The sequence below is a fragment of the Streptomyces sp. JH14 genome, assembly GCF_029428675.1.
GTDB lineage: Bacteria > Actinomycetota > Actinomycetes > Streptomycetales > Streptomycetaceae > Streptomyces.
Window position 1 is genome coordinate 5,275,010 of the sequence record NZ_JAJNEL010000001.1, and the last position, 22,496, is coordinate 5,297,505.

A 22,496-nucleotide genomic window follows, 5' to 3' on the forward strand; every position below is an offset into this window, starting at 1 on the left:
CCGCAGGGTGGGCCCGGCCCCGGATACGCCACTCGGGATTCATGGGGACGTAACACGCCACACCTCTTCGTCACTGCGGCGAAACATCGTGCGGCATCGGCGGAAACGGCGCTGGGCGAACCTCATGGCGCATAACCGGCCCGCACCTTTTCCACAGTGGTCCCGCACGTGGTCCCGCACTCTCAGCCCGCACGCGGCCGCACCGACGACGAGGAGACGCCGATGCCCCCAGGCATCACGACGCTTGCCGCAGACGCCCCGACGCTGTCTGCCGCCAACACCGGGTTCATGCTCATCTGCTCGGCCCTGGTGATGATCATGACCCCGGGTCTGGCCTTCTTCTACGGAGGCATGGTCCGCGTCAAGAGCACCCTCAACATGCTGATGATGAGCTTCATCAGCCTCGGGATCGTCACGATCCTGTGGGTGCTCTACGGATTCAGCCTCGCCTTCGGCACCGACATCGGCTCGTTCATCGGCTGGAGCTCGGACTTCGCCGGCCTGAGCGGGATCGGGATCACCCAGCTCTGGGACGGCTACACCATCCCGGTCTACGTCTTCGCCGTCTTCCAGCTGATGTTCGCCATCATCACACCCGCCCTGATCAGCGGCGCCCTCGCCGACCGCGTCAAGTTCACCTCCTGGGCGCTGTTCGTCGCCCTGTGGGTGACCGTCGTGTACTTCCCGGTCGCGCACTGGGTCTGGGGCGCCGGCGGCTGGCTCTTCGAACTCGGCGTCATCGACTTCGCCGGCGGTACGGCGGTCCACATCAACGCCGGTGCGGCAGCCCTCGGCGTGATCCTCGTCATCGGGAAGCGGGTCGGGTTCAAGAAGGACCCGATGCGGCCGCACAGCCTGCCGCTCGTCATGCTCGGCGCCGGCCTCCTGTGGTTCGGCTGGTTCGGCTTCAACGCCGGATCGTGGCTCGGCAACGACGACGGCGTCGGCGCGGTCATGTTCGTCAACACGCAGGTCGCCACCGCCGCCGCGATGCTCGCCTGGCTGGGTTACGAGAAGCTCCGCCACGGCTCCTTCACCACCCTCGGCGCCGCCTCCGGCGCGGTCGCCGGCCTCGTCGCCATCACCCCGTCCGGCGGCGCGGTCAGCCCGCTCGGTGCCATCGCCGTCGGTGCCATCGCCGGTGTGCTCTGCGCCATGGCGGTCGGCCTCAAGTACAAGTTCGGCTACGACGACTCCCTCGACGTCGTCGGTGTCCACCTCGTCGGCGGTGTCGCCGGTTCGCTCCTCATCGGCCTCTTCGCCACCGGCGGCGTCCAGTCCGACGCCAAGGGCCTCTTCTACGGCGGCGGTCTCGACCAGCTCGGCAAGCAGGCCGTCGGTGTCTTCGCGGTCCTCGCCTACTCTCTGGTCGTCTCCGCGGTCCTCGCCTTCCTCCTCGACAGGACGATCGGCATGCGGGTCGACGAGGACGACGAGATCTCCGGCATCGACCAGGTCGAGCACGCCGAGACCGCGTACGACTTCAGCGGCGCCGGCGGCGGTGCGGCCCCGCGCACCAGTGGCTCCACTCCGGTATCGGACTCGACGGCAGCAGCGCAGACCAAGAAGGTGGACGCATGAAGCTCATCACCGCAGTCGTGAAGCCGCACCGGCTCGACGAGATCAAGGAGGCCCTCCAGGCCTTCGGCATCCAGGGCCTCACGGTCACGGAAGCCAGCGGCTACGGGCGCCAGCGCGGTCACACCGAGGTCTACCGGGGCGCGGAGTACACCGTCGACCTGGTCCCCAAGATCCGTATCGAGGTCCTCGTCGAGGACGAGGACGCCGAACAGCTCATCGATGTGGTGGTGAAGGCCGCCCGAACCGGCAAGATCGGAGACGGCAAGGTCTGGAGCGTCCCCGTCGAGACGGCCGTACGGGTCCGCACCGGCGAACGCGGCCCGGACGCCCTCTGACCGGACGTCCCGTCAACCGAAAGGCAGCTGGGTGACGAGCATCGAAGTGACCACCGAATCCGAAGACTCGGGACCCAGCGGCTACGCGGCGGCCCGGCTGTGCCTCCTCCAGGAGAAGGCGCAGTCCGGGCCGCCGCGCCGTGCGGCCCTCGCAGCGCTCACCGACACATGGCTGACCGGCCTGTTCACCACCGCGGCCGAGGCGACCGGAGTCCGTGGCGCGGCCCTCGTCGCCGTCGGCGGCTACGGCCGTGGTGAGCTCTCCCCGCGCAGCGATCTCGATCTGCTGCTCCTGCACGACGGCAGCGCCGACGCCGGCGCCATCGCCTCCCTCGCCGACCGCATCTGGTACCCCGTCTGGGACCTCGGCCTCGCCCTCGACCACTCCGTGCGCACACCCGGCGAAGCCAGGAAGACCGCGGGCGAGGACCTCAAGGTGCAGCTCGGACTGCTCGACGCCCGGTCCGTGGCCGGCGACCGCGGACTGGTCGCCGCGATGCGCACCACGATCTTCGCCGACTGGCGCAACCTCGCCCCCAAACGCCTCCCGGCCCTCGACGAACTCTGCCGCGAACGGGCCGAACGCCAGGGCGAGCTCCAGTTCCTCCTCGAACCCGACCTGAAGGAGGCCCGCGGCGGGCTGCGCGACGCCACCGCCCTGCGCGCCGTCGCCGCCTCCTGGATCGCCGACGCGCCCCGCGAAGGCCTCGCCGAGGCCCGCCGCACCCTCCTCGACACCCGCGACGCGCTGCACCTGACCACCGGCCGCGCCACCGACCGCCTCGCGCTCCAGGAGCAGGACCAGGTCTCCGCCGCCCTCGGCCTGCTCGACGCCGACGCGCTGCTGCGCCAGGTGTACGAGGCCGCGCGCACAGTCTCGTACGCCACCGACGTCACCTGGCGCGAGGTCAACCGCGTGCTGCGGGCGCGCTCGGCACGGCCCCGGCTGCGCGCCATGCTCGGCGGCAAGGCCGCCGCCCCCGACCGCACCCCGCTCGCCGACGGTGTCGTCGAGGCCGACGGCGAAGTCGTCCTCGCCCGCACCGCCCGCCCCGAACGCGACCCGGTGCTCGTGCTGCGCGCCGCCGCCGCGGCCGCCCAGTCCGAACTGCCGATCTCCCGCCATGTCGTACGCCACCTCGCCACCGCCGCGCGCCCGCTGCCGGTGCCCTGGCCCGCCGAGGCCCGTGAGGAACTCGTCACCCTGCTCGGCGCGGGCGAGGCCACGATCCCCGTCTGGGAGGCCCTCGAGGCGGAAGGACTGATCACCCGGCTGCTGCCCGACTGGGAACGTGTCCACTGCCGGCCCCAGCGCAACCCCGTCCACACCTGGACCGTCGACCGCCACCTCGTGGAGGCGGCCGTCCGGGCCTCCTCCCTCACCCGCCGCGTCGGCCGCCCCGACCTCCTCCTCGTCGCCGCCCTGCTGCACGACATCGGCAAGGGCTGGCCCGGCGACCACTCCGTCGCCGGGGAGGTCATCGCCCGCGACGTCGCCGCCCGGATCGGCTTCGACCAGCACGACGTGGGCGTCATCGCCACCCTGGTACGCCACCATCTGCTGCTCATCGAGACCGCCACCCGTCGCGACCTCGACGACCCGGCGACCGTCCGGTCCGTCGCCACCGCGGTGGGGACCGCGTCCACGCTGGAGCTGCTCCACGCCCTCACCGAGGCCGACGCGCTGGCCACCGGGCCCGCCGCCTGGTCCACCTGGCGCGCCTCCCTCGTCACCGACCTCGTCACACGCGTCGCAGCCGTGCTCGCCGGCCAGGCGCCGGACGAACCCGAACCGGCCGCACCCAGCGCCGAACAGGAACGCCTCGCCGTCGAGGCCCTGCGCACCGGTGAACCCGTCCTCACCCTGCACGCCCAGACCGAGGCACCGGACGAGGACGGCGAGCCGGAACCCGTGGGCGTCGAACTTCAGATCGCCGTGCCCGACCGCCCCGGCGTCCTGCCCGCCGCCGCCGGGGTCCTGGCCCTGCACCGCCTCACCGTCCGCGCCGCCGACCTGCGGGCCGTCGAGCTCCCCACCGAGATCGGCGAGTGTGCCGACGTGCTGCTGCTCAGCTGGCGGGTGGCGGCCGAATACGGTTCCCTGCCGCAGGCCGGCCGGCTCCGCGCCGACCTCGTACGCGCCCTGGACGGTTCCCTCGACATCCAGGCCCGCCTTGCCGAGCGCGAAGCCGCCTATCCGCGGCGCCGCGGGGTGAAGGCCCCGCCACCGCGGGTGACGGTCGCACCGGCCGGCTCACGGCTGGCGACGGTCATCGAGGTGCGGGCCCAGGACGCCCCGGGGCTGCTGCACCGCATCGGCCGGGCGCTGGAACAGAGCGCGGTACGGGTGCGCAGTGCGCATGTGTCGACTCTGGGGGCGAACGCGGTGGACACCGTTTATGTCACACGGGAGGACGGCTCGGTGCTGCCGGACGCGGACGCCGCGGCCGTGGCGAAGGCACTGGAGGAGGCGCTGCGGTGACGCCGTCACGCCGTGCTGCGCGGGCCGGAGGACCGGTGGGCGGGACGTGCTCGCGGCCGCTGGGGGTTCCTTCCCGTGCCGACCGAATCCGGCCGGCACGGGAGGTCGCTTGCGCGAGCCAGATACTCTAGGGAGCGACCCACCACGACCCCGACCCTGAGGACCGACGAGCGCCGTGTTCGATACTCTCTCCGACCGCCTTAGCGCGACTTTCAAGAACCTCAGGGGCAAGGGCCGCTTGTCCGAGGCGGATATCGACGCCACGGCACGCGAGATCCGTATCGCCCTCCTCGAGGCCGATGTCGCGCTCCCTGTGGTCCGCGCCTTCATCGCCAACGTCAAGGAGCGGTCGCGCGGCGTCGAGGTCTCCCAGGCGCTGAACCCCGCCCAGCAGGTCGTCAAGATCGTCAACGAGGAGCTCGTCGGCATCCTCGGCGGCGAGACCCGGCGGCTGCGGTTCGCCAAGAACCCGCCCACCGTGATCATGCTCGCGGGTCTGCAGGGTGCCGGTAAGACCACCCTCGCCGGAAAGCTCGGTCTCTGGCTCAAGGGCCAGGGCCACTCCCCGCTGCTCGTCGCCTGTGACCTCCAGCGCCCCAACGCCGTCAACCAGCTGAGCGTCGTCGCCGACCGCGCCGGTGTCGCGGTGTACGCCCCGGAGCCGGGCAACGGCGTCGGCGACCCGGTCCAGGTCGCCAAGGACTCCATCGAGCACGCCCGCTCCAAGCAGTACGACGTGGTGATCGTCGACACCGCGGGCCGCCTCGGTATCGATGCGGATCTGATGCAGCAGGCCGCGGACATCCGCGACGCCGTCAGCCCCGACGAGATCCTCTTCGTCGTCGACGCGATGATCGGCCAGGACGCGGTCAACACCGCGGAGGCCTTCCGCGACGGCGTCGGCTTCGACGGCGTGGTGCTCTCCAAGCTCGACGGTGACGCCCGCGGTGGTGCCGCCCTGTCGATCGCCCACGTCACGGGCAAGCAGGTCATGTTCGCGTCGAACGGTGAGAAGCTCGAGGACTTCGACGCCTTCCACCCCGACCGCATGGCGTCCCGCATCCTCGACATGGGTGACCTGCTCACCCTGATCGAGCAGGCGGAGAAGACCTTCAGCCAGGAAGAGGCCGCCAAAATGGCCTCCAAGCTGGCGTCCAGCAAGGGCAAGGACTTCACGCTCGACGACTTCCTGGCGCAGATGGAGCAGGTCAGGAAGATGGGCTCCATCTCCAAGCTGCTCGGGATGCTGCCCGGCATGGGGCAGATCAAGGACCAGATCAACAGCATCGACGAGCGGGACGTGGACCGTACCGCCGCGATCATCAAGTCCATGACGCCGCACGAGCGCCAGGAGCCGACGATCATCAACGGCTCGCGCCGGGCCCGTATCGCCAAGGGTTCCGGTGTCGAGGTGTCCGCTGTGAAGAACCTCGTGGAGCGGTTCTTCGAGGCGCGCAAGATGATGTCGAAGATGGCGCAGGGCGGCGGCATGCCGGGCATGCCGGGGATGCCCGGCATGGGTGGCGGCGCCGGCCGGCAGAAGAAGCAGGTCAAGCAGGCCAAGGGCAAGCGCAAGAGCGGTAACCCGATGAAGCGCAAGGCCGAGGAGCAGGCCGCGGCGGCCCGTCGCGAGCAGGCGGCGGCGCAGGGCGGCGCGTTCGGTCTCCCGGCCGAGCAGGACGACCAGAACTTCGAGCTGCCGGACGCATTCAAGAAGTTCATGGGCTGACGTTCCCGGCCCGCATGCGGAAGGGGCGCCCGCCGTTGTCGGCGGGCGCCCCTTCCGCATGCGGGCCGGCCGCTCTGCATCTGCCCGGAGGGCCCGACGGCCCGCGTGGACCGGCGCGGCGGCGTACGTCCCGGTGGGCAGGCGTGCCCGGTCGCCGGGAAGTACAGACAAGAGTTCAGGCGTCCGCGCGCCGCTGTCCCCCCATGGGCCCACCGAACAGGCTCTGGGAGAGCTCCGGTGTGTTTTCTCGCTTAATGTCGCCTCAAGGTCGTCGGCAGAGGAGCGCGCGTGACCAGTCCCGTACCGCCACGCGATCGGACCGATCAGCCATGGCGCTCCGAAGGTGCCCCGCCGCCCCCGCCGCCGCGCCGGAAGATGGCCGGCGGTTGGGGCGGACTGCTGCTGACCGCGCTGGCCGTCTATCTGATCACCAACCTGGTGCTGTCGTTCTTCAACGGCAGGGACGAGCCGACCATCGCGTACACGGAGTTCAGCAAGCAGGTCACGGCGGGCAATGTCTCCAAGATCTACTCCAAGGGCGACGCCATCCAGGGGCAGCTGAAGAAGGAGGCGAAGATCCCCGGCGGTGACGACACGTACACCAAGTTCGTCACCCAGCGGCCCGCCTTCGCCGACGACAACCTCTGGGCCGAGCTGGTCAAGGAAGATGTCACCGTCACCGCGCAGCCGGTCGTGCAGCAGCGCAGCTTCCTGGCGAATCTGCTGATCTCCCTCGCTCCGATGCTGCTGCTCGTCCTGCTCTGGGTCTTCATCGCCCGCCGGATGTCCGGGGGGCTCGGCGGCGGTGCGCTGGGCCGCAAGGCCCCGCCCAAACCGGTCGAGCTGGAGGGTGGCAAGCGCACCACCTTCGAGGACGTGGCCGGGATCGACGAGGTCGAGGGCGAACTCAACGATGTCGTCGACTTCCTGAAGAACCCGCAGGAGTACCGGAAGATGGGCGCCCGGATGCCCGGGGGAGTGCTGTTGGCCGGCCCGCCCGGCACCGGCAAGACGCTCCTCGCGCGGGCCGTCGCGGGCGAGGCCGGGGTGCCGTTCTTCTCCGCCTCCGCCTCCGAGTTCATCGAGATGATCGTCGGCGTCGGCGCGAGCCGGGTGCGCGAGCTGTTCGCCGAGGCCCGCAAGGTCGCCCCCGCGATCGTCTTCATCGACGAGATCGACACCATCGGCCGGGCCCGTGGCGGCGGCTCCGGGATGGGCGGCCACGACGAGCGCGAACAGACGCTGAATCAGATCCTCACCGAGATGGACGGCTTCTCCGGCTCGGAGGGCGTCGTCGTCCTCGCCGCCACCAACCGGGCCGACGTCCTCGACCCGGCGCTCACCCGGCCCGGCCGCTTCGACCGGATCGTCCAGGTCAGCCCGCCGGACCGGGGCGGGCGGGAGGCGATCCTGAAGATCCACACCCGGCAGATCCCGCTCTCCGAGGACGTCAGCCTCGGCCAGGTGGCCCGGACGACCCCCGGCATGACCGGTGCGGACCTCGCCAACCTCGCCAACGAGGCCGCACTGCTCGCCGTCAAACGCAAGAAGTCCGAGGTCGACCAGGCCGAACTCTCGGACGCCCTGGAGAAGGTCCAGCTCGGCGCCGAACGACCGCTGGTCATGCCGGAGGAGGAACGGCGCAGGACGGCGTACCACGAGAGCGGCCACGCCCTCCTCGGCATGCTCCAGCCCGGTGCCGACCCGGTCCGCAAGGTCACCATCGTGCCGCGCGGCCGGGCCCTCGGCGTCACCCTCTCGACGCCGGAAGCCGACAAGTACGCGTACACCGAGGAGTATCTGCGCGGCCGCATCATCGGCGCCCTCGGTGGCATGGCCGCGGAACATCTGGTCTACGGCGTGGTCACCACGGGTTCGGAGAGCGACCTGGAACAGGTCACCGCTCTGGCACGCGGAATGGTCGGGCGCTGGGGGATGAGCGAAAGGGTCGGCAGGCTGACGGCGATCCCGGGCGACGCCCAGCAGGCATACGGACTCTCGGCGGCGCCCGCCACGCTGGACGCGGTCGACCACGAGATGCGGCGCATCGTCGACGAGTGCTACATCGAGGCGCAGCAGCTGCTGAGCGAGCACCGGGACCAGCTCGACGCCCTGGCAGCGGCGCTGCTGCAGAACGAGACACTGGACGAGGAGGCTGCCTACCGGGCGGCGGGCGTCGCGCGCCTGACCAAACATTGAGAGCCGCCCGGCCGGGCGGCTCCCGGGAGCACCCCTGCGCGGGAGTGCTCCGCCGACGAGGGGCCCCTTCTAAGGAGTGGTGCAGACGAGATAGCGGAAGACATTCGGCATCCAGACCGTGCCGTCCCGGCGCCGGTGCGGATGCAGCGCCTCCGCCAGCTCCTTCTCGACCTGGGCCCGGTCCGTGGCCCGTACCGCCGCGTCGAACAGCCGCGTCGACAGCAGTCCGCGCACCGCACTGTCCATGTCCGCGTACCCGAACGGGCACGCCACCCGCCCCGAACCGTTCGGATTCAGCCCGCTCCGGAACGCGACCTCCTCCAGATCGTCCCGGCGCGCCGGGCGCCAGCCGCCCGCGCGGGGCGCACTCGCCCCGTCCGCGAGCCGGGTCGCCAGCCGCAGCACCGCCGAGGTGGCACAGCGCTCGGGCGGCCCCCATCCGGTCAGCACCACCGTGCCACCCCGGCCGACCAGTGGCACGCCGGACTCCAGTGTCCGTTTCAGCCCCTCGGAGTCGCCCGCCGAACAGCCGATCGGGGTGAACACGGTGAGCAGGCTGTACGGAGGATCCTCGGGCCGGACGGCCACGGACGGATCACCGTCGAGGAGCACCGGCAGACCGTCCCGGTCCCGGTCGGCGCCGGCCTCGGGCAGCAGCCGCTCACGGGCCAGCGCAAGACGTTCACGGTCGGTGTCGACGCCGGTGACCTGCGCCCCGCGGGCCGCCGCGATCAGCAGCGCGAGCCCGGAGCCGCAGCCGAGGGAGAGCATCCGCGTACCGGCTCCGATTTCCAGCCGCTCGTACACCGCTTCGTACAGCGGCGCGAGCATGCGTTCCTGGATCTCGGCCCAGTCACGGGCACGGGTTCCCGGTTCCACCGGGGCGGATGCATCCGCCTGCCTGTAGTGCCGGACGAGCGTTGGTGTCATGGAATGCGCCCCAATCCGCCGAGAGGTCGGTCGTGTCCTCCGAGAGGCCGGTCGTACCCCGAGTGGGACGGCCCCCCGGATGCGTGCGCGCCCGCACTGCCTCCGTAAGTCAGAGAACTCCGCATCCGCGGCCGCGTCCAGGGGTCGGAGGGCAATGGTTGCGCGCCACGGTCGTGCGCCCCCCGGCACACACCGAGCGCCCACCGGAACATGCTGCCCGGGCCGGTCCCGTCACCCCGTGCGGGGCGAGATGTCGCCGTACGATGCGCGCCATGGCTAAGGCACCCGTTCTCACACCCCAGGCCGAGGACTTTCCCCGCTGGTACCAGGATCTGATCAACAAGGCCGAGCTCGCGGACAACGGTCCGGTGCGCGGCACCATGGTCATCCGACCGTACGGATACGGCTTGTGGGAGCGGATGCAGCAGGAGATGGATGCCCGCATCAAGCAAGCGGGCGCCCAGAACGCCTACTTCCCGCTCTTCATCCCCCAGTCTTACCTGACACGCGAGGCGGAGCACGTCGAGGGCTTCGCACCCGAACTCGCCGTCGTGACCCACGGGGGCGGGAAGGACCTCGAAGAGCCCGTGGTGGTGCGGCCGACGTCCGAAACGATCATCAACGAGTACTTCTCGAAATGGGTCCAGAGCTACCGGGATCTGCCCCTGCTCATCAACCAGTGGGCCAACGTCGTGCGATGGGAGATGCGCCCGCGGGTCTTCCTCCGGACGACGGAGTTCCTCTGGCAGGAGGGCCACACCGCCCATGCCTCGTACGAGGACGCCCGGGACTACGCCGCCCACATCCACCGGAACGTCTACGCCGATTTCATGACCGACGTCCTCGCCATCGACGTGGTGCTCGGCCGCAAGACCCCGAGCGAGCGGTTCGCGGGCGCCGTCAACACGCTCACCCTCGAATCGATGATGGGCGACGGCAAGGCCCTGCAGATGGGCACGAGCCATGAGCTCGGCACCAACTTCGCCAAGGCCTTCCACACCACGTACCTGTCCCAGGAGGGCCGGCAGGAGCTGGTCTGGCAGACCTCCTGGGGCACCTCGACCCGGATGGTCGGCGGTCTGATCATGTCGCACGGCGACGACCGGGGGCTGCGCGTCCCGCCGCGGCTGGCCCCCGTACAGGCGGTCGTCCTCGCGATCAAGGAGGACGACGCGGTCCTTGCCGAGGTCCGCTCCCTCGGCGACCGGCTGCGCGCCGCCGGGATCAGGGTCCAGGTCGACGACCGCACGGACACCCCGTTCGGGCGGCGCGCGGTCGACTGGGAGCTGAAGGGCGTACCGGTCCGGATCGAGATCGGCCCGCGCGATCTGGAGAACGGCACGGCGATGCTGGCCCGCCGCGTCCCCGGCGGCAAGGAGCCGGTCCCGATCGAGGCGCTGGCAACCCTGCTGCCCGCGGTCCTGGAGGAGGACCAGACCACGCTGCTGCGCGAGTCCCGGGCCCGCCGCACCTCACGCACCAGCGAGGTGTCCACCGTCGAGGAGGCCGCGGAAGCGGCGGCCGCGGGTGGCTGGGCCCGCATCCCCTGGGACGTTCTCGGCCCGGCGGGGGAGGCGCGGCTCGCGGAGCAGGGCGCCTCGGTGCGGTGTCTGGTCGCGGAGGACGGGTCGGTGCCGCAGTCCGACGACGCCCCGGGTACTGTCGCCGTCGTGGCCCGCGCCTACTGACGTCCGACGGCGCCCCCGGAACCGTCCGGCGCGCGGGGGTTGTCTACGCGCCGGGGCGTACGCGTCGCTACGTACCGGCTTCATGCGAGCTGTGTGACTTCTCCGCAGATCAGCGCACCTGTCCTCGTCAGGACAGATGAACGGCAACTGACTGGTACGTGCAAAATATTTGGGATGGCCCGGAATCGGAACACCGGAGCACTCAGGCTCGTTGTCACGACGTGAGCACGACACCACCTGTACTTGCCGCAGAGCTGGCGCAGGCGTGGGCCGACATTCAGCGGTACCACCCCGAGCTGCCCGATCTTGCCGCGCCCGAGTCCCTGATCGGAGAGTCCTCGTCCGCCTGTGGCGCCGAGCTCTCCTTCGAGCGACTGCTCCATGAGGCAGTCCATGGCATCGCCGCCGCACGAGGTGTCCGTGACACCTCCCGCGCCGGCCGCTACCACAACAGACGATTCCTCGCGATCGCCGAGGAGCTCGGCCTCGACCATTCCGAGGAGCCGCATCCCAGCAGTGGCTTCTCGCTGGTCACGCTCAACCCCGAGGCCAAGCGCCGGTACCGACCGACGATGGAGCGGCTGCAGCGCGCCCTCAAGGCGCACACGGTCGCCACCGCCGCCGACACCAAGCGTTCCTTCCGCGGGCCGGCCGCCCGGCACGGCTCCTCCGGAGGCGGCGTGCGGGTGAAGGCCGTCTGCGACTGCGGGCGCAACGTCCGGGTCGTCCCGTCGGTCCTCGCCCAGGCGCCCATCGTCTGCGGCGGCTGCGGAAAGCCGTTCCGCATCCCGGAAGCGGCGGTCGCGGTGGGGTGACCCGATGTGGTGTGGCACAATGGCTAGCTGTACTCGACAGCCGCACAGGAACCCTCTCGCCTCCGGCTGACGCGTCCATCGGGCACCCGAGTACCGCAACCCCACGTGGCATCTTCGTTGTGCCCAACCACGTCATAGACCAGGAGACACCACTTCCGTGGCAGTCAAGATCAAGCTGAAGCGTCTGGGCAAGATCCGTTCGCCTCACTACCGCATCGTCGTCGCCGACTCCCGTACCCGCCGTGACGGCCGGGCCATCGAGGAGATCGGCCTGTACCACCCGGTGCAGAACCCGTCGCGCATCGAGGTCAACTCGGAGCGTGCGCAGTACTGGCTGTCCGTCGGCGCCCAGCCGACCGAGCCGGTTCTCGCGATCCTGAAGCTCACCGGTGACTGGCAGGCCCACAAGGGTCTCCCGGCCCCCGCGCCGCTGCTGCAGCCGGAGCCCAAGGCTGACAAGCGCGCCCTGTTCGAGGCCCTGGCCAAGGACGCCGGCGAGGAGTCCAAGGGCGAGGCCATCACGCCGAAGGCGAAGAAGTCCGACAAGAAGGCGGACGAGGCTGCTGACGCTGCCGCGTCCGCCGAGTCGACCGAGGCCTGAGCATGCTCGAGGAGGCTCTCGAGCACCTCGTGAAGGGCATCGTCGACAACCCCGACGATGTGCAGGTCGCCTCGCGCAACCTGCGCCGTGGTCGTGTGCTCGAGGTCCGGGTCCATCCCGATGACCTCGGCAAGGTGATCGGCCGCAACGGCCGCACCGCACGCGCGCTGCGAACCGTCGTGGGCGCCATCGGCGGCCGTGGCATCCGCGTCGACCTCGTCGATGTGGACCAGGTTCGCTGACAGAGTTGAACACCGGCACGGGCCGGGGAGGGCCATGCGCCCGCCCCGGCCCGTCGCCGTATGACAGGAGAGACACAAGGTGCAGCTGGTAGTTGCGCGGATCGGCCGCGCCCACGGCATCAAGGGTGAGGTCACCGTCGAGGTGCGTACGGACGAGCCGGAGCTCAGGCTCGGCCCCGGGGCCCGACTGACCACCGACCCGGCAGCGAACGGACCGCTGACGATCGAGACCGGACGGGTGCACAGCGGCAGACTGCTGCTGCGTTTCGAGGGCGTACGGGACCGCACGGCGGCCGAGGCCCTCCGGAACACCCTGCTGATCGCCGACGTCGATCCGGCGGAACTCCCCGAGGACCCCGAGGAGTTCTACGACCACCAGCTCATCGACCTCGATGTGGTTCTCGCCGACGGCACCGAGATCGGCCGGATCACGGAGATCTCGCACCTGCCGTCCCAGGATCTCTTCATCGTGGAGCGCCCGGACGGCAGCGAGGTGATGATCCCGTTCGTCGAGGAGATCGTCACCGAGATCGATCTGGAGGAGCAGCGTGCGGTCATCACCCCGCCGCCCGGTCTGATCGACGACAGCCAGGCCGTGATCGTCTCCTCGCGGGACGAAGAGGCGTCCGAGCCCGGGGGCGAAGCCTGATGCGGCTCGACGTCCTAACGATCTTCCCCGAGTACCTCGAACCGCTGAACGTCTCGCTCGTCGGCAAGGCCCGCGCCCGCGGCCGCCTCGACGTGCAGGTGCACGACCTGCGGGACTGGACGTACGACCGGCACAACACGGTCGACGACACCCCGTACGGCGGCGGTCCCGGCATGGTCATGAAGACCGGGCCGTGGGGCGACGCCCTGGACGAGACCCTCGCGGCGGGGTACGAGGCCGGGGCGCACTCCCCGGTGCTCGTGGTGCCCACCCCCAGCGGCCGTCCCTTCACCCAGGAACTCGCGGTGGAGCTCTCCGAGCGGCCGTGGCTGATCTTCACCCCGGCCCGCTACGAGGGCATCGACCGCCGCGTGATGGACGAGTACGCCACCCGCATGCCGGTCGTCGAGGTCTCCATCGGTGACTACGTGCTGGCCGGCGGGGAAGCCGCCGTGCTGGTCATCACGGAGGCGGTGGCCCGGCTGCTGCCCGGTGTGCTCGGCAACGCCGAATCGCACCGCGACGACTCCTTCGCCCCCGGCGCCATGGCCAACCTCCTGGAGGGCCCGGTCTTCACCAAGCCGCCCGAGTGGCGCGGCAGGGGCATCCCGGACGTCCTGCTCAGCGGTCACCACGGGAAGATCGCGCGCTGGCGGCGGGACGAGGCGCTGCGTCGTACCGCGGCCAACCGGCCCGATCTCATCGAGCGCTGCGAGGCGAGCGCCTTCGACAAGAAGGACCGTGAGATGCTCTCGATCCTCGGCTGGTCGCCGGAGCCCGGCGGCCGATTTTGGCGCAGGCCCCAAGCCGTGGAAGAATGAGCCGCTGCTGTACGTCCGGCGTGCGCCCCTGCCACAGGGGGAACGACGCCCGCCCGACGCGATCAGCACCCCCTTTCCTCACGAACTTCCGCCGATGACCTGTGGCATCGACGAAGAAAGCAGACAACATGGCTTCCCTGCTCGATGGCGTCAACGCCGCCTCCCTGCGTACGGACCTCCCGGCGTTCCGCGCCGGTGACACCGTCAACGTCCACGTGCGAGTGATCGAGGGCAACCGCTCCCGTATCCAGCAGTTCAAGGGCGTAGTCATCCGCCGCCAGGGTTCTGGCGTCAGCGAGACCTTCACGGTCCGCAAGGTCTCCTTCAGCGTCGGCGTCGAGCGCACCTTCCCGGTGCACAGCCCGATCTTCGAGAAGATCGAGCTCGTCACCCGCGGTGACGTCCGCCGCGCGAAGCTGTACTACCTCCGTGAGCTGCGCGGCAAGGCCGCGAAGATCAAGGAGAAGCGCGACAGGTGAGCTAGCTCCCAGGTCCACAGGACGGCCGGATAGGCTCTGGCCCCGATGGACACGGAAGCAAAGCACACGGAGCGCGACTGCTCCTCCGCACCCGAAGCAGGGTCGGAGGAGCGGTCGCGCTCTTCGCGTATCCCGGACCGGTTCGCTGCGATGTCATGGCGGCGGGCAGCCGCGCTCGGCGGCGTCTGCGCGGTCTTCCTGCTGCTGTTCAGCAACTACGTGGTGCAGCCCTTCCTGATTCCGAGCGGCTCGATGGAGTCCACGCTGCACATCGGCGACCGGGTGCTCGTGAACAAATTGGCGTACCGTTTCGGCTCCGTACCGCACCGCGGCGACGTGGTGGTCTTCGACGGCACCGGATCCTTCGTACAGGAGACGCCCGAGGAGAACCCCGTCGTCGCCCTGGTACACGGCGTGGCGGCGTCCCTGGGGCTGGCAGAGCCCGCCGGGACCGACTTCGTGAAGCGGGTGGTGGGCGTGGGGGGCGACCGGGTGGTCTGCTGCGACAAGCGGGGCAGGATCGAGGTGAACGGCCGGCCGGTGGACGAGGAGTACCTGCACATGGGCGACGAGCCGTCCGCGGCGCCGTTCGACATCGTCGTCCCCGACGGGAAGCTGTGGATGATGGGCGACCACCGGAGCAACTCCCGCGACTCCCGCGACCATCTGGGCGAGCCGGGCGGTGGCATGGTGCCGGTCGACCGGGTGATCGGCCGGGTGGACTGGATCGGCTGGCCGCTGGGAAGGCTGGGCTCGCTCCCGCGGACCCCTGCCTTCGACGGCATACGGGAGCCGGGCGGAACCCATGGGTAACCGCGGGCGCGGAAGCGCCGCCTCGGACCCCGGCACTCCGCTGCCGACGGGCAGCCGGCCGACGGCCTCGCGCTCGCTGCCGACCCGGGCGGAGCGGCGCAAGCTGGCCCGTAAGGTCAAACGGCGGCGGCGCAGGTCGGCCGTCAAGGAGATACCGCTCCTCATCACCGTGGCCCTGCTCATCGCGCTCGTCCTGAAGACCTTCCTGGTGCAGGCCTTCGTGATCCCGTCCGGATCGATGGAGCAGACGATCCGGATAGGTGACCGGGTGCTCGTCGACAAGCTGACGCCGTGGTTCGGCGCCAGGCCGCAGCGCGGCGATGTCGTCGTCTTCAAGGACCCCGGCGGCTGGCTGCGGCAGGAGAACGTCGACAAGAAGGATCCGCCCGTCGTCGCCAAGCAGGTGAAGGAAGGACTGACCTTCATCGGGCTGCTGCCGTCCGACGACGAGCAGGACCTGATCAAGCGGGTGGTCGCCGTCGGCGGCGACACCGTGAAGTGCTGCACGGACGGCAAGGTCACGGTCAACGGGGTTCCGCTCGATGAACCGTATCTGCATCCGGGCAATCCGCCCTCCACACTCAAATTCGAGGTAAAGGTTCCGGCCGGCCGGATCTTCGTAATGGGCGACCATCGCTCCAATTCTGCCGATTCGCGCTTCCACCTGGACGGCCCCGGTCAGGGCACGGTTTCCGAGGACGAGGTCGTCGGACGGGCTGTCGTCATCGCCTGGCCCTTCGGCCACTGGCGGAAACTGGAGGAGCCGCAGACGTACGCATCCGTGCCGGACGCGCGCGCCGGGACGGCGGTGGCGTACGAACCGTCGAATAGTGTGTCCTCCCAGGATCTCAATGGAATGGTCCGGCTCCCGACCCCTGCGGAACTCCCGCTCGTTATGGGAGTGGTGGGCCTGCGCCGGATCGGGCGCAGGCGGTGGCACGGAGTGAGGAGTGGATGTGGGGGATTTGGCGGTCGGCGCACGATCCGGACACGACGAACCCGAGGACCGGCCTGAGATTCCGGGGAGCAGCGAGACCCCCGAGGCGGCGGACCGGACGGAGGGTGACGGCGACACCCCGGACGGCGGCAGCGCGACTCCGAGGGCGCCACGTTCCTTCTGGAAGGAGCTGCCCCTGCTCATCGGCATCGCGCTGATCCTGGCGCTGCTGATCAAGACGTTTCTGGTGCAGGCGTTCTCGATCCCCTCGGACTCGATGCAGGACACGCTCCAGCGGGGCGACCGGGTCCTGGTCGACAAGCTGACCCCGTGGTTCGGCTCGGAGCCGCAGCGCGGCGAGGTCGTGGTCTTCCACGACCCGGGCGGCTGGCTGGAGAACGCCCAGACGCCGGAACCGAACGTGGTGCAGAAGTTCCTCAGCTTCATCGGACTGATGCCGTCCGCCGAGGAGAAGGACCTGATCAAGCGGGTCATCGCGATCGGCGGCGACACGGTGGAGTGCAGGGAGAACGGACCGGTCACGGTCAACGGCAAGGCACTGCAGGAGCAGTCGTTCATCTACCCGGGCAACACCCCCTGCAACGACCAGCCGTTCGGCCCCATCAAGGTGCCCGAGGGCCGTATCTGGGTGATGGGCGACCACCGTCAGAACTCCCTCGACTCCCGGTACCACCAGGAGCTGCCCGGTCAGGGCACGGTCTCGACGGACGAGGTCGTCGGGCGGGCCTTCGTCGTGGCGTGGCCGATCAACCGCTGGGCGACGCTGCCGGTCCCGGCCACGTTCGACCAGCCGGGGATCAATGCGGCGATGGGAATGGCCCCGGGGGCACTCGGTGTAGCCGGGGCGTTGCCGCTCGTGATGTGGCGACGCAGGAGGCTGACCGGCGGGCGTACCGCCGGGTAGGGTGCCGACTCGGATCAGCGATTGTCGATCTCCGATGGGGGACGCTGGGATGAGTGGAACAGGACGTACGGGAGACGGCCACGGCCGGCTCGGCAGCAAGCTGTCGGGGCTGGCCGTGGCCGTCGGCTGTGTGCTCTTCCTTGCCGGGTTCGCCTGGGCGGCGGTGGTGTACAGGCCGTACACCGTACCGACCGAGTCGATGACTCCGACGGTGCACGCCGGGGACCGGGTGCTCGCGGAGCGGGTGGACGGCGGCGAGGTGCGCCGAGGCGACGTGGTGGTCTTCAAGGACCCGGCGTGGGGTGACATGCCGATGGTCAAGCGGGTCGTCGGAATCGGCGGCGACACGATCGCCTGCTGCGAGAAGAACGGCCGGCTCACCGTCAACGGCAAACCCATCGAGGAACCGTATCTGCGGACCAAGGGCCTCGCCTCGGTGAACAACTTCACGGCGGATGTGCCCCAGGGGCAGCTCTTCCTCCTCGGGGACGAGCGCACCAACTCGCTGGACTCCCGGGTCCATCTCGACGACCCGGGGCAGGGCTCGGTGCCGCGCAGCGCCGTGGAGGCCCGGGTGGATGCCATCGCCTGGCCGATGAACGGCATGATCGGGCGGCCGCAGGCGTTCGCGGCGCTCCCCGGCGGAGTGTCGGTTCCCGGTCCGCTGAAGCTCCAGCTCGTGGCCGTGGTGGCGGGTGTGGTGCTGATCTTCGGCGGCTCCGTCTACGGCCCGATCGCCGCCCGGTCCGCGCGCAGGAGGCGCGGGCAGGAGCGAAGGACGCCTGTCGGTGCCCACTGAGAAGCGGAAGGTCGCCCGGGTGGTCCTTCTCGACCCCGACGACCGCATTCTGCTGATCCACGGATACGAACCGGAGGACCCCGGGAGCACCTGGTGGTTCACCCCCGGCGGCGGCCTGGAGGGCGACGAGAGCCGCGAGCAGGCGGCGCTGCGCGAGCTGGCCGAGGAGACCGGGATCACCGATGTCGAGCTGGGGCCGGTGCTGTGGCAGCGGATCTGCTCCTTCCCGTTCGACGGGCGGCGCTGGGACCAGGACGAGTGGTACTTCCTGGCACGTACGACGCAGACGGCCACGGACCAGAGCGGGCTGACCCGACTGGAACAGCGCAGTGTCGCGGGTCTGAGGTGGTGGACCTCCGCCGAACTGTCAGCGGCGCGTGAGACGGTGTACCCGACCAGACTCGCCGAGCTGCTGCGCACGCTGCTCGAAGAGGGTCCGCCGCGTACGCCACTGGTTCTGGCCCCCGAAATCGTCTAAGCGTCCAGGGGTGCCGGTGCCTGGCGCACAATAGGTGGACGCACGGCTGAAGGGGAACATGCCAATGAGCGCCGAGGACCTCGAGAAGTACGAGACCGAGATGGAGCTGAAGCTCTACCGGGAGTACCGCGATGTCGTCGGTCTGTTCAAATATGTGATCGAGACCGAACGGCGCTTCTACCTCACCAACGACTACGAGATGCAGGTGCACTCGGTCCAGGGCGAGGTGTTTTTCGAGGTGTCCATGGCGGACGCCTGGGTCTGGGACATGTACCGGCCTGCCCGGTTCGTCAAGCAGGTACGTGTGCTGACGTTCAAGGACGTCAACATCGAGGAGCTCAACAAGACGGATCTCGAGCTCCCGGGCGGCTGAGGAGTCCGGTCCGGGGCATCTGGGGCGGTCGGCCCTGCCGGCCGGCCGTCCCATCGGGCCGTCCTGATCCGGGGGGCCTGCCTCCGGTCGTCCGGGGCCGGCCACGCTTGTGAGTGGCGGAGTTGTCCACAACCGCCGAGTTGTCCACCAAGATCCACCAGCCGGGGCCGGACGTATCAGAGTCGGTGCCGGAGGTGGTGCCGATATGAACGCACGGGGGGCACTCGGGCGGTACGGCGAGGATCTGGCGGTGCGGCTGCTGACCGACGCCGGCATGGTCGTACTGGAACGGAACTGGCGTTGTCGCGCCGGTGAGATCGACATCGTCGCCATGGACGGTGACGCGCTGGTCGTCTGCGAGGTCAAGACCCGCAGGGCCGGGATGTTCGAACACCCGATGGCGGCCGTCACCCGGGCCAAGGCGGACCGGCTGCGACGGCTCGCCGAGATCTGGCTCGACCGGAACGGCGGTGCGCCGCCGGGCGGGGTGCGGATCGACCTGGTCGGTGTGGTGCTGCCGAGGCGCGGGGCGCCGCTGGCCGAGCATGCGCGGGGGGTGGCCTGATGGGGTTCGCGCGGGCGTGCTCGGTGGCGCTGGTCGGCGTCGAAGGCGTGGTGGTGGAGGTCCAGGCGGATCTGGAGCCGGGGGTGGCGGCGTTCACCCTGGTCGGGCTGCCGGACAAGAGCCTGGTGGAGAGCCGGGACCGGGTCAGGGCCGCGGTGGTCAACTCCGGCGCCGAGTGGCCGCAGAAGAAACTCACGGTCGGGCTCTCCCCTGCCTCCGTGCCCAAGGGCGGGTCGGGCTTCGATCTCGCCGTCGCCTGCGCGGTGCTGGGCGCGGCGGAGCGGATCGACCCCGCGGCCATCGCCGACGTGGTGATGATCGGGGAACTGGGGCTCGACGGCCGGGTGCGGCCGGTGCGCGGGGTGCTGCCTGCCGTACTGGCCGCGGCGGAGGCGGGATACCGCAAGGTCGTCGTCCCCGAACAGACCGCGGGCGAGGCGGCGCTGGTGCCCGGGGTGTCGGTCCTGGGGGTACGGAGCCTTCGGCAGCTGATCGCCGTGCTCGGCGACGAGCCGGTGCCGGACGAGCCGCAGAGTCACGAGGAAGGGCGCCCCGACACCATGCTCGCCGGGCTGATGGTGCCGGGCACGGGCATCGGCACGGGACTGGCGCTGGGATCCGCGCAGGGGGAAGGGAACCGTCCGGACCTGGCGGACGTGGCAGGCCAGGAGGTGCCGCGCAAAGCCCTGGAGGTGGCTGCGGCGGGAGCCCACCATCTGCTGCTCTCCGGGCCGCCGGGCGCGGGCAAGACCATGCTGGCCGAGCGGCTGTCCGCGATCCTGCCCGCGCTGACCAGACAGGAATCCCTCGAAGTGACCGCGGTGCACTCGGTGGCGGGCATCCTGCCGCCGGGCGAACCGCTCGTCTCGCGGGCGCCGTACTGCGCACCGCACCACTCGGCGACCATGCAATCGCTGATCGGTGGGGGGAACGGAATGCCGCGGCCCGGTGCGGTCTCGCTGGCCCATCGAGGCGTGCTCTTCCTCGACGAGGCCCCCGAGTTCTCGGTGCGGGCCCTGGACGCGCTGCGCCAGCCGCTGGAGTCGGGACACGTGGTGGTGGCGCGCAGCGCCGGGGTGGTGCGGCTGCCCGCACGGTTCCTGATGGTGCTGGCCGCCAACCCGTGCCCGTGCGGCCGCCACACGCTCACCGGCGCGGGCTGCGAGTGCCCGCCCTCGTCGGTCCGCCGCTACCAGGCGAGACTCTCCGGGCCTCTGCTGGACCGGGTGGATCTGCGTGTGCGAGTCGCTCCGGTCACGCGCGCGGACCTGATGGGGCGGGGAGGCAGGGGCGAGTCGACCGACGATGTCGCCGTCCGGGTGCGGGAGGCCAGGAGGCGGGCCGCGGACCGGCTTGCGGGCACGCCCTGGACCACCAACAGCGAAGTGCCCGGCCATGAGCTGCGCACCCGGCTGCTCGCGGCGCCGGGCGCGCTCATGGAGGCCGAACGGGACATGGAGCGGGGACTGCTCACCGCGCGGGGACTCGACCGGGTCCTGCGGGTGGCCTGGACCCTCGCCGATCTCCGCGGCGCCGACCGCCCGGAGGCGGCCGACATGGCGGTGGCCCTGGAGCTTCGGACGGGAATTCCGCGCGGTGCCGCAGTGCCGGGGCGGGCCTCATGACGCCGCGTTCCGCGGACGCGGACACGGGCCTCGCGCCGCCGAGGGACTCCGGCGGGGAACAGGGCACCAGGACGCCCGGTGGCCTCGCGGAGGGACCGGGCAGCATGGCGCCGGGCGGACCTGACGAGGGGCGGGGTGCCAGGACACCGGGCGGCCGGGAGCAGAGCCCTGAACGGGATCGGGAGCGACGGCCGGTGGGCGACCAGGAGCGGCTGGCGCGGGCCGCCCTGACCCGCGTACTCGAACCGGGTGATGAACGCGGCGGTCGCTGGCTGCGCGAGATCGGCGCCGTCGAACTGATGCGGAGGATCGCGGACCGGGACGGGACCGCGGAAGCACTGGGTGGTATGACGGCGAGGCGGCTGGCCGGCTACCGGCTCCGCGCCGAGACGGCCGGCCCCGAGCGGGATCTGGCGGCGGTCGCCGCGGTGGGCGGCCGCTTCATCTGCCCCGGTGACCGGGAGTGGCCCAGCCAGCTCGACGACCTGGGCGACTCGCGGCCGACCGGCCTCTGGGTGCGCGGGCGGCCCGATCTGCGGCTCTGGGCGCTGCGCTCGGTCGCCGTGGTCGGTGCCCGGGCCTGCACGCCGTACGGGGCGCACATGGCGGCGAGCCTCGGGGCGGGGCTGGCGGAGCTGGGGTGGGTGGTGGTGTCGGGCGCCGCGTTCGGAGTGGACGGGGCGGCCCATCGCGGTGCCCTCTCGGCAGGCGGGGCGACGATGGCAGTCCTGGCCTGCGGGGTGGATGTCGTCTATCCCCGAGGACACGCCGAGCTGATCGGGCGCGTGGCGGAAGAGGGCCTGCTCATCGGAGAACTGCCGCCCTCCGATCACCCGACACGCAGGAGATTCATCCTCCGGAACCGGGTGATTGCCGCGCTGACCCGGGGGACGGTGGTGGTCGAGGCCGAATACCGCAGCGGCTCGCTGGTCACCGCACGCAGCGCGCAGCGGCTCGGCAGGTTCACCATGGGGGTGCCGGGACCCGCCACCAGCGCCCTGTCGGCAGGGGTCCATGAGCTCCTGCGGGGTGAAGGAGTCCTGGTCACCGACGCCGCGGAAGTCGCCGAACTGGTGGGGGACATCGGCGACCTCGCCCCGGCCCGGCGCGGTCCCGTGCTCCCCAGGGATCTGCTCGGCGCCGGCTCGGCCCGGGTCCTCGACGCCCTGCCGTTCCACGGCTCCGTCAACGGGCGGGACATCGCACGCACCGCGGGAACCAGCGCCGACGAAGCACTCGCCAGGTTGTACGAACTGCACTCATTGGGGTTCGTCGAACGCGAGGGCGACCGATGGCAGTTGACAGGGGGGCCGACACGCAATGGTGATGCGCGGCGAGGCGGTGGTTGACCTGGAGCATTCGGGTGAAAAGGTGATGCCGTTGACCTCGGCGGATCCTTCGGTGACGCCTCCGGGACCTGTGCGCGCGGT

At 70.7% G+C, this 22,496-nt stretch carries 22 protein-coding genes; 21 read left to right on the plus strand and 1 reads right to left on the minus strand.

Annotated features, from left to right (window positions below; translation table 11 throughout):
* The first annotated feature begins 222 nt into the window (after window positions 1-222).
* The 5 genes from LRD69_RS23915 to ftsH all read left to right on the plus strand — a co-directional run bounded on the left by LRD69_RS23915 (window position 223) and on the right by ftsH (window position 8,326).
* The gene (locus tag LRD69_RS23915) at window positions 223-1,581 is read left to right on the plus strand and encodes an ammonium transporter (protein WP_277328589.1); all 1,359 of its coding nucleotides are present in this window, start codon (window positions 223-225) and stop codon (window positions 1,579-1,581) included.
* Window positions 1,578-1,916, plus strand: coding sequence for a P-II family nitrogen regulator (locus LRD69_RS23920; protein WP_037689863.1), 339 nt, complete (start codon window positions 1,578-1,580; stop codon window positions 1,914-1,916). Before LRD69_RS23915 ends, LRD69_RS23920 begins: the two co-directional genes overlap by 4 nt.
* A 31-nt stretch (window positions 1,917-1,947) precedes the next feature.
* Window positions 1,948-4,398 (plus strand): [protein-PII] uridylyltransferase, encoded by a 2,451-nt coding sequence (locus LRD69_RS23925; RefSeq protein ID WP_277328590.1) that lies wholly within the window; start codon window positions 1,948-1,950, stop codon window positions 4,396-4,398.
* 175 nt (window positions 4,399-4,573) lie between these two features.
* Window positions 4,574-6,127: a signal recognition particle protein gene (ffh, locus tag LRD69_RS23930; protein ID WP_277328591.1), complete on the plus strand. Its 1,554-nt coding sequence runs from the start codon at window positions 4,574-4,576 to the stop codon at window positions 6,125-6,127.
* A 288-nt stretch (window positions 6,128-6,415) separates the two neighbouring features.
* On the plus strand, window positions 6,416-8,326 hold the full coding sequence (gene ftsH / locus LRD69_RS23935; RefSeq protein WP_277328592.1) for an ATP-dependent zinc metalloprotease FtsH: 1,911 nt from the start codon (window positions 6,416-6,418) through the stop codon (window positions 8,324-8,326).
* A 69-nt stretch (window positions 8,327-8,395) separates the two neighbouring features.
* Here the strand turns inward: ftsH and LRD69_RS23940 are convergent, their stop codons facing one another.
* A complete protein-coding gene (locus LRD69_RS23940; protein ID WP_277328593.1) occupies window positions 8,396-9,256 on the minus strand; it encodes a methyltransferase domain-containing protein in 861 nt (286 codons plus the stop codon).
* Window positions 9,257-9,528: 272 nt separating this feature from the next.
* Here LRD69_RS23940 and proS point away from each other — a divergent pair, with 272 nt between their 5' ends.
* The 16 genes from proS (at window position 9,529) to dprA (ending at window position 22,415) form a co-directional block, all read left to right on the plus strand.
* Window positions 9,529-10,944 (plus strand): proline--tRNA ligase, encoded by a 1,416-nt coding sequence (gene proS, locus LRD69_RS23945; protein ID WP_277328594.1) that lies wholly within the window; start codon window positions 9,529-9,531, stop codon window positions 10,942-10,944.
* A gap of 221 nt (window positions 10,945-11,165) precedes the next feature.
* The gene (locus LRD69_RS23950) at window positions 11,166-11,759 is read left to right on the plus strand and encodes a hypothetical protein (protein WP_277328595.1); all 594 of its coding nucleotides are present in this window, start codon (window positions 11,166-11,168) and stop codon (window positions 11,757-11,759) included.
* A 157-nt stretch (window positions 11,760-11,916) separates the two neighbouring features.
* Window positions 11,917-12,360, plus strand: a complete 444-nt coding sequence (gene rpsP / locus LRD69_RS23955) for a 30S ribosomal protein S16 (protein WP_277328596.1) — start codon at window positions 11,917-11,919, stop codon at window positions 12,358-12,360.
* Between the two features lie 2 nt (window positions 12,361-12,362).
* Window positions 12,363-12,602 carry an RNA-binding protein gene (locus tag LRD69_RS23960; protein ID WP_005311361.1) on the plus strand — a complete coding sequence of 80 codons (240 nt, stop codon included), beginning with the start codon at window positions 12,363-12,365 and terminating at the stop codon, window positions 12,600-12,602.
* A 79-nt stretch (window positions 12,603-12,681) separates the two neighbouring features.
* Window positions 12,682-13,251, plus strand: a complete 570-nt coding sequence (rimM, locus tag LRD69_RS23965) for a ribosome maturation factor RimM (protein WP_277328597.1) — start codon at window positions 12,682-12,684, stop codon at window positions 13,249-13,251.
* Entirely contained in the window at window positions 13,251-14,072 is an 822-nt protein-coding gene (trmD, locus tag LRD69_RS23970) for a tRNA (guanosine(37)-N1)-methyltransferase TrmD (protein ID WP_277328598.1), read from the plus strand. Before rimM ends, trmD begins: the two co-directional genes overlap by 1 nt.
* A 128-nt stretch (window positions 14,073-14,200) precedes the next feature.
* The gene (gene rplS, locus LRD69_RS23975) at window positions 14,201-14,551 is read left to right on the plus strand and encodes a 50S ribosomal protein L19 (protein WP_277328599.1); all 351 of its coding nucleotides are present in this window, start codon (window positions 14,201-14,203) and stop codon (window positions 14,549-14,551) included.
* 45 nt (window positions 14,552-14,596) lie between these two features.
* Window positions 14,597-15,364: a signal peptidase I gene (lepB, locus tag LRD69_RS23980; protein WP_277328600.1), complete on the plus strand. Its 768-nt coding sequence runs from the start codon at window positions 14,597-14,599 to the stop codon at window positions 15,362-15,364.
* The gene (gene lepB, locus LRD69_RS23985) at window positions 15,357-16,379 is read left to right on the plus strand and encodes a signal peptidase I (protein ID WP_277328601.1); all 1,023 of its coding nucleotides are present in this window, start codon (window positions 15,357-15,359) and stop codon (window positions 16,377-16,379) included. Before lepB (LRD69_RS23980) ends, lepB (LRD69_RS23985) begins: the two co-directional genes overlap by 8 nt.
* Window positions 16,330-17,226, plus strand: a complete 897-nt coding sequence (gene lepB / locus LRD69_RS23990; protein ID WP_277329858.1) for a signal peptidase I — start codon at window positions 16,330-16,332, stop codon at window positions 17,224-17,226. The genes lepB (LRD69_RS23985) and lepB (LRD69_RS23990) overlap by 50 nt, the downstream gene beginning before the upstream one ends.
* 49 nt (window positions 17,227-17,275) lie before the next feature.
* Complete coding sequence (gene lepB, locus LRD69_RS23995; RefSeq protein ID WP_277328602.1) at window positions 17,276-18,025, plus strand: signal peptidase I; 750 nt, start codon at window positions 17,276-17,278, stop codon at window positions 18,023-18,025.
* Window positions 18,015-18,503 carry an NUDIX hydrolase gene (locus LRD69_RS24000; RefSeq protein WP_277328603.1) on the plus strand — a complete coding sequence of 163 codons (489 nt, stop codon included), beginning with the start codon at window positions 18,015-18,017 and terminating at the stop codon, window positions 18,501-18,503. The genes lepB (LRD69_RS23995) and LRD69_RS24000 overlap by 11 nt, the downstream gene beginning before the upstream one ends.
* 64 nt (window positions 18,504-18,567) lie before the next feature.
* Window positions 18,568-18,876 carry a DUF2469 domain-containing protein gene (locus LRD69_RS24005; protein ID WP_008745401.1) on the plus strand — a complete coding sequence of 103 codons (309 nt, stop codon included), beginning with the start codon at window positions 18,568-18,570 and terminating at the stop codon, window positions 18,874-18,876.
* Window positions 18,877-19,081: 205 nt separating this feature from the next.
* Window positions 19,082-19,441: a YraN family protein gene (locus LRD69_RS24010; RefSeq protein ID WP_277328604.1), complete on the plus strand. Its 360-nt coding sequence runs from the start codon at window positions 19,082-19,084 to the stop codon at window positions 19,439-19,441.
* Window positions 19,441-21,066 (plus strand): YifB family Mg chelatase-like AAA ATPase, encoded by a 1,626-nt coding sequence (locus tag LRD69_RS24015; protein ID WP_277328605.1) that lies wholly within the window; start codon window positions 19,441-19,443, stop codon window positions 21,064-21,066. Before LRD69_RS24010 ends, LRD69_RS24015 begins: the two co-directional genes overlap by 1 nt.
* Window positions 21,067-21,260: 194 nt before the next feature.
* Window positions 21,261-22,415: a DNA-processing protein DprA gene (dprA, locus tag LRD69_RS24020; RefSeq protein WP_277329859.1), complete on the plus strand. Its 1,155-nt coding sequence runs from the start codon at window positions 21,261-21,263 to the stop codon at window positions 22,413-22,415.
* The last annotated feature ends 81 nt before the right edge of the window (window positions 22,416-22,496 follow it).